This window comes from Streptomyces sp. NPDC059037 (genome assembly GCF_042740015.1).
GTDB lineage: Bacteria > Actinomycetota > Actinomycetes > Streptomycetales > Streptomycetaceae > Streptomyces.
The window spans coordinates 1-6,223 of the sequence record NZ_JBHYIG010000404.1 but is presented as its reverse complement, the minus strand read 5'-3'; the positions used below and the strand labels follow the sequence as shown (position 1 = coordinate 6,223).

Below are 6,223 nucleotides of genomic sequence, written 5' to 3'. Positions count from 1 at the left end.
GCGGGGGGGGCGGGGCCCCGCGGGGGGCGGCCCCCCGGCGGGGGGGGGCGCGTGGGGGGCGCCCCCCCCCCCCCCCCCCCGACGCCCGCTCTGCGGACGGCGTCCAGGACGGGGCGGGCGCGGAGTTCGCCCGCGACGGCCACCGTGCCGTGTGCCAGGAGGCGCTGTACGCCCCGGCGCGCGCTCGCGCCCAGGCGGGACGGGTCCGCGCGGAAGATGGCCGCCGCCCGTTCCCCGCCGACGGGCTCGGTGCCGAGCTCGGCGGCCTCGCGCGGGTCGGGGTGGTAGGTGGCTTCGAGGAGTTCGGGACCGTACGGGTTGAGCAGGCCCGGCATGAGGATGCCGGGCCAGTGCCGGACGCGGGCCGAAGGGTGCGCGGCGGCCAGTTCCTCGTACGGGCCGACGGCGGCGATGTTCGCGCCGTCGGCAAGGACCGCCGTCTCCGGCGAGCGTTCGGCGACGTGAAGTGTCAGCAACGGAACCTCAGTTGGAGGCGAGGAGCTTCAGCTCGGGGTGGGCCGTGCCGCCCTCGATCGCCGTGGAGGAGATGTGCGAGGCGACACGTTCGTCGACCGGGTCGTTCGCCGGGTCGTCGTGCACGACGAGGTGCTCGTACGTCGTGGCGCGCTGGGCCGGGACCCGGTCCGCGGTGCGGATCATGTCGATCATCTCGCGCAAGTTGTTGCGGTGCTTGGCGCCGGCCATGGAGACCACGTTCTCCTCCAGCATCACCGAGCCGAGGTCGTCCGCGCCGTAGTGCAGGGTCAGCTGGCCGGCCTCCTTGCCGGTGGTCAGCCAGGAGCCCTGGATGTGGGCGACGTTGTCGAGGAAGATCCGCGCGATCGCGATCATGCGGATGTACTCGAAGATCGTCGCCTGGGTGCGGCCCTTGAGGTGGTTGTTCTCGGGCTGGTACGTGTACGGGATGAAGGCGCGGAAGCCGCCGGTCCGGTCCTGTACGTCGCGGATCATCCGCAGGTGCTCGATGCGCTCGGCGTTGGTCTCGCCCGTACCCATGAGCATGGTGGAGGTCGATTCGACGCCCATGTTGTGGGCGGTCTCCATGATCTCCAGCCAGCGCTCGCCGCTCTCCTTGAGGGGGGCGATGGCCTTGCGCGGGCGGGCGGGCAGCAGTTCGGCACCCGCTCCCGCGAAGGAGTCGAGGCCTGCGGCGTTGATGCGCTGGATCGCCTCCTCGACGCTGACCTTGGAGATGCGGGCCATGTGCTCGACCTCGCTCGCCCCCAGGCTGTGGATGACCAGCTGCGGGAAGTCCTTCTTGATCGCCGCGAAGTGCTTCTCGTAGTACTCGACGCCGTAGTCCGGGTGGTGTCCGCCCTGGAACATGACCTGCGTCCCGCCCAGCTCGACGGTCTCCGCGCAGCGGCGCAGGATGTCGTCGAGGTCGCGGCTCCAGCCCTTCTTGGTGTCCTTCGGGGCGGCGTAGAAGGCGCAGAACTTGCACGCCGTCACGCAGACGTTCGTGTAGTTGATGTTCCGCTCGATGATGTACGTCGCGATGTGCTCGGTCCCGGCGTACCGGCGGCGGCGCACGGCGTCGGCGGCGGCGCCGAGCGCGTGCAGCGGGGCGTCGCGGTAGAGGTCGAGAGCCTCTTCCGGGGTGATCCGCCCGCCTGCGGCGGCACGGTCGAGGACGGACTGGAGGTCGGCCTTCTCGGTCACCGGGAGGTCCCTTTCATGGGGGTAAATAAAAAGGGCGCGCAGCGCTTCGAAACAAGGGTGGTGGTGGGAGACGGGCGGGCGGACTGATCCAGCGTACGCCAGCCGTTTGAGCTGCCCGACGTCAGGCGGCGTACGCCCCGATCATGAGGCCCACGAACGCGCCGCCGATCAGGAAGGGGCCGAACGGGATCGCCGTCTTGCGCCCGGCGCGGCGGGCGATGACGAGCCCCACGCCGTACAGCGAGGCGAGCAGGAACCCGGCGAAGGTGCCGAGCAGCAGCACGCCCCAGCCGTACCAGCCGAGCACGGCCCCCAGGCAGAGGGCGAGCTTCACGTCCCCGAAGCCCATGCCGTTGGGGTTGATGAGGAAGAGCAGGAAGTACGCACCGGCGAGCGCGAGCGCGCCGTACAGCGCGGTCAGCCAGGAACCGCCGTGCTCGGGCAGCAGCGCGGCGCCCCCGAGCAGCGCGAGCGCGGCGCCGGCGAGCGGCAGCGTGAGCACGTCCGGCAGCCGGTGCACGGTGAAGTCGACCAGGGCCAGCAGTACGCCGAAGGGCGCGAGCAGCATCCAGACGCCGAGCTCGGGCCGCGCGCCGGTGGTGAGGGCGAGAGCGGCGCAGACGAGGGCGGTGGTGACGACGGTCCCGGAGGTCCGGGGTCCGTAGCCCCGGGCCGTCCCGACCCAGGACGTCAACGGCCGCCCGTCCGGAGTCTCACCGCGCCAGCCCGCATCGGGCGACACGGACAGACGGTAGGCGGCACGCGGTACGAAGAGCCCTACGAAGGCGCCCCAGAGGGCGCCGCCGAGAACAAGGACCAGCTCCAAGAGACTCCGTCTCCCTCGCGTTGTGGGCAGGCGTGCCGCAGGGCGAGTGGGGTCTCCCCTGCTCGAGCGAAGCCGAGAGCTTGGGGAAGGGTGGGCACAACGCCCCACTGCCGAGTTCCGATTGAGCCAGGCGTCAGCTGACCGCGGTCAGGCCACTGCGCCAGGTGGGAAGCAGCTCGTCGAGCAAGGCCTCCGTCCGGGGCGGCACGCCCCGCGCCCCACTACGGGCGACGAGATCCGCGGCAACCGCCTGCAACCGCGCGGAGTCGCCCGTGGCATGCGTGGCCCGCAGCAGCTCGTTCCAGAGCCGCTCATCGCCCGGCGCGGAGCCGAGCGCAGCGTTCAGCGCCTCGATGGCCTTCTCCGCGCGCCCCTTCTCCAGGTGGAACTCGGAGAGGGCGAGCCCGATGTCGGCGACGAGCAACGGCAGCTGCGCGTCGATGATCTCGTGCGTGAGCCAGCCGTAGCGCCCCTGCGGCCGGTCGGCGAGCAGCGGCCCGCGCACCAGCACCAAGGCATCGGTGAGCATCCGCCCGCGCACGGCACGGCTGTTGGCACCGCGCCCCTGCGTGGCCTCGTGGTAGAGCGAGCGCAGCACGTCCAGGTCGGAGACGACGGACTTGGCCAGCGTGAGCCGCCCGCTCTGGTCCGCCCGCAGCCGCGGCGCGCCGTCAGGATCGGCGCCGAGCCACTCCCGCAGCCGGTCGACGAGCGCGTCCCGGACGTCCTCGGTGACACCGCGCGGCCACAGCGCGGAGGCGAGCACCCGGGGGTGCACACCCTCGCGGTGCAGCAGGAGCAGCGCGAGCGCCTCGTGCATCAGCGGACTGCGCTCGCCGTCCGGAGTGTCGAGGCCGATGATCTCGTACGTACCGACAAGGCGGGCGTACACCGCGGGCCTGCCCTGCTCGGTGACGTCGACGAGGAACGGCGGAGCGGTCGCCGCACGGCCGGAACCGGCGGATCCGGAGCCGGTGGCCCCGTCCCCCGGGTCGGCCTCGACGAACAGCTCGACCACGGACCGCTGCAGGGCCTCCGGCAGCGTCTGCGCCTCCAGTTCGAGCCCGAGCAGCGGGGCGAGCAGCTTGCCCTCGCGGGTGATCTCCATCTCCCAGGCGGCGCCCGGCAGGTCACCGGACTCGGTGCCGACGAGGTAGCCGATGCCCAACCGGCCCGCGTCCGCGGCCAGTTCGGCGAGCTTCACGGCGTCGTCGCCGGTCGGCTCTGCGGCGAGCAGCACGAGGTGCGGCGCCCAGCGGGTGTGCTGGGCGGGGCCGGTACGCCCGGTGAGCACCGAGTCGTGTCCGGCTGCCCCCAGCGCACCACGCCGCTGCCGTGTCTCGGCCTCCATCGTCTCGATCAGCGCCTCGATGTCGTCGAGGTGGCGCAGCCGGTTGGGCGCGAGCGGCGTCAGGTCCTGGCCGAAGCCGACGAGCGTGATGGTCATGCGGTCCGACCAGCCGTTGGTGGCCAGCTCGGCGGCGACGGACGCGAACACGGCGGCGCGGTCGGCCTCACGTCCGCTCAGCGACACGACGCCGGGCACGGCCTCCAGGTTGAGGAGCAGCCGCGAGTCGTCGAGCGTGCCGAGGCTGACGAGCCCCGGATAGGGAGCGGCGGTATCCACATCCTCGTACCGCTCGGCGTCGGTGCGCGCCAGCATCCAGAACGTCTGGTCCTGTCCCAGCTGCCACGGCGCGGGCGGCCGCCCGGCGGGCTGGGCGAGCTGCAGATGCAGATCGCCGTTGCTGAGCCAGGCCGCGTACACGGTCGGCAGGGCACGCGACTCCTCGGCGAGCGATGCGGCGAGGCCACGCAGCGAGAGGTCGAGCAGGCGTACGCCGTCGGGGTCGGCGCCCACGAGCAGCGCGTCCTGCGCGGCCGCGGCACCCCCGGTCGGCGTCGGCGGCTCCATGCCGCGGCGGCCGCCGACGGCGCCCATGGCGGACTGCCACAGCGCGTGGCGCCTGCGGCGTCCGAGGGCGCCGAGCAGTCCGGCGGCGAGGAGGGGCGCCCCGAGGAGCGCTTCCGGGAGACCGAAGGAGAACCCTTCGGACTCGCTGCCGCTGCCGGCGGCGGGGACTTCCTGCTGCCCCTTGCCGCCGCCTTCGGAAGGCCGCTGCTCGGGAATCGTGATGTGCGCGGTGTCGCGATCGACGGACCCGCCGCCGCCCTGCTGACCGCCGCCCTGTTCCTGACCGCCGCTGCCCTGCTGGCCGCCACCCTCCTTGTGATCCCCGGACCGGGCGTAGTCGGAGATCTGCTCCTTCACGTCCTGCGAGATCTTGGGCGCCTCGTCGGGCATCTCGACGAGCTCGCCGCCGTGCGCGTCCGCGGGCATCTCCATGATCCAGCCGGGCCGGATGAGGCTGGCCTCGGACAGCCGCGAACCGTCGGGCTGCTCACGGTCCTTGTTGAGCTGGTAGATCTCCTTGTACCGGCGCCCGTCGCCCAGGTGCCGCTCGGCGATCTCCCACATGGAGTCGTGGTGACGGCCCTCCGGCGGCTGGATCCGGTAGTACTTGGTGTCCCCGTCCTTCGTGTTGCTGCCGCCGCCCTCCGCATGGGCGGCCGCCTGCTCGGCCTGCTCGGCGATGGCACTCGCGGCGCTCCCGGCCTGCTCCTGCCCGAAGAGCCCACCGGGCGTCTGCTGGGCGGAGGCGGCGGAAGCGGGCTTCTGATTCCCCTCCAGCGACTGCCCGAACTGCGAGAGCCCCGGCGCGAAGCTGGCGGCGGTGGCACCCACGAGCAGCAGCGCGGCGACGAGCTGCCGGGCGAGGAGCTGGCTGCCGCCGGCGCCGGGAATCCGGTTCGGCATGCCTACGCCGGACAGCGCGGCCTTGACCTCCACGAGCACGCAGGCGGTGAACTGCGCCCAGGCGAGCCAGACGACGACGGTCAGTACGTTGATGAACGTCCCGACCGTGATCTCCTGCTGCAGCCAGTCCAGCGAGGGCGAGCCGCCCGGCAGCGGCCACCCCACGGCGTACGCGAGGGCTCCGGGCACGCCGACGACCAGCGCGACAAGGGCGACGAAGGCGAAGAACGCCTTGACGAAGTCCCCGAACGTACGACGACGCCGGGGCAGCGGCTGCGGCGTCCGGTTCCGCGGAGCCGACGGGCCCGTAGAGCTTGAAGTGGTGCGCGCCATGGCGGGAGTCCTGGTGTCCTCTGCTGGGAGGGAGCGGATGGAGTGGCTGGAGGTCGGCGATTCGACCTTCTTAGGCGATGGTACGGAAGCGACGGAAGGTCAAACAGGGGAAGCGGCCCTCACGGGTGCCCGTTTACGCCCGAGTTGCGCCGAAGGCCCAACTCGTTCTGCGTGCCGATGAACTGCCGGGCCTCCCCTTTGACCGGGCAGGCGACCGGTTTGACCGGGCAGGCGACCGCACACGTCCCCCTCGTCACAGTTCCGGCACGGATTCGCTGCGCCCGCGTAGCACTTGAGGACCGTTCGCTTCCGTCATCACGCCGAACGCGGGAGCCTTCACAGAGCGCACCAGTTCCGGTAACCCGCTCCTGATAATTTCGTCCGGCTTCATTCTCTCCTGCACATGCCGACCTCTGGGGGACTGCAACCGTGGCCCGTCGCACCATGCCCACCGTCGCGGGGGGGGGGGCGCGCCGGGCGCCGCGGCCGCCCGCCCGGGGGGGGGGGGGGGCCGCCCCCACCGCCGCCGCTCTAGCGGGGGCGGGGGCGGGGGCTGGCGGGCA

4 protein-coding genes are annotated in these 6,223 nt (G+C 72.5%); all 4 read right to left on the bottom strand.

Annotated features, from left to right (window positions below; translation table 11 throughout):
• Nucleotides 1–476 (bottom strand): hypothetical protein (locus ACFWY6_RS43210; protein ID WP_384702736.1); only part of this gene is annotated, 476 nt, incomplete at its 3' end.
• Between the two features lie 7 nt (nucleotides 477–483).
• Entirely contained in the window at nucleotides 484–1,683 is a 1,200-nt protein-coding gene (gene mqnC / locus ACFWY6_RS43205) for a cyclic dehypoxanthinyl futalosine synthase (RefSeq protein WP_384702733.1), read from the bottom strand.
• 121 nt (nucleotides 1,684–1,804) lie between these two features.
• Nucleotides 1,805–2,509 carry a prepilin peptidase gene (locus ACFWY6_RS43200; protein WP_384702730.1) on the bottom strand — a complete coding sequence of 235 codons (705 nt, stop codon included), beginning with the start codon at nucleotides 2,507–2,509 and terminating at the stop codon, nucleotides 1,805–1,807.
• A 133-nt stretch (nucleotides 2,510–2,642) separates the two neighbouring features.
• Entirely contained in the window at nucleotides 2,643–5,660 is a 3,018-nt protein-coding gene (locus ACFWY6_RS43195; RefSeq protein WP_384702727.1) for a BTAD domain-containing putative transcriptional regulator, read from the bottom strand.
• Between the last annotated feature and the right edge of the window lie 563 nt (nucleotides 5,661–6,223).

What these genes read in the sequence shown, in the direction of transcription:
- ACFWY6_RS43195 (WP_384702727.1), bottom strand. Translation starts at nt 5,660, where the DNA reads ATGGCGCGCACCACTTCAAGCTCTACGGGCCCGTCGGCTCCGCGGAAC.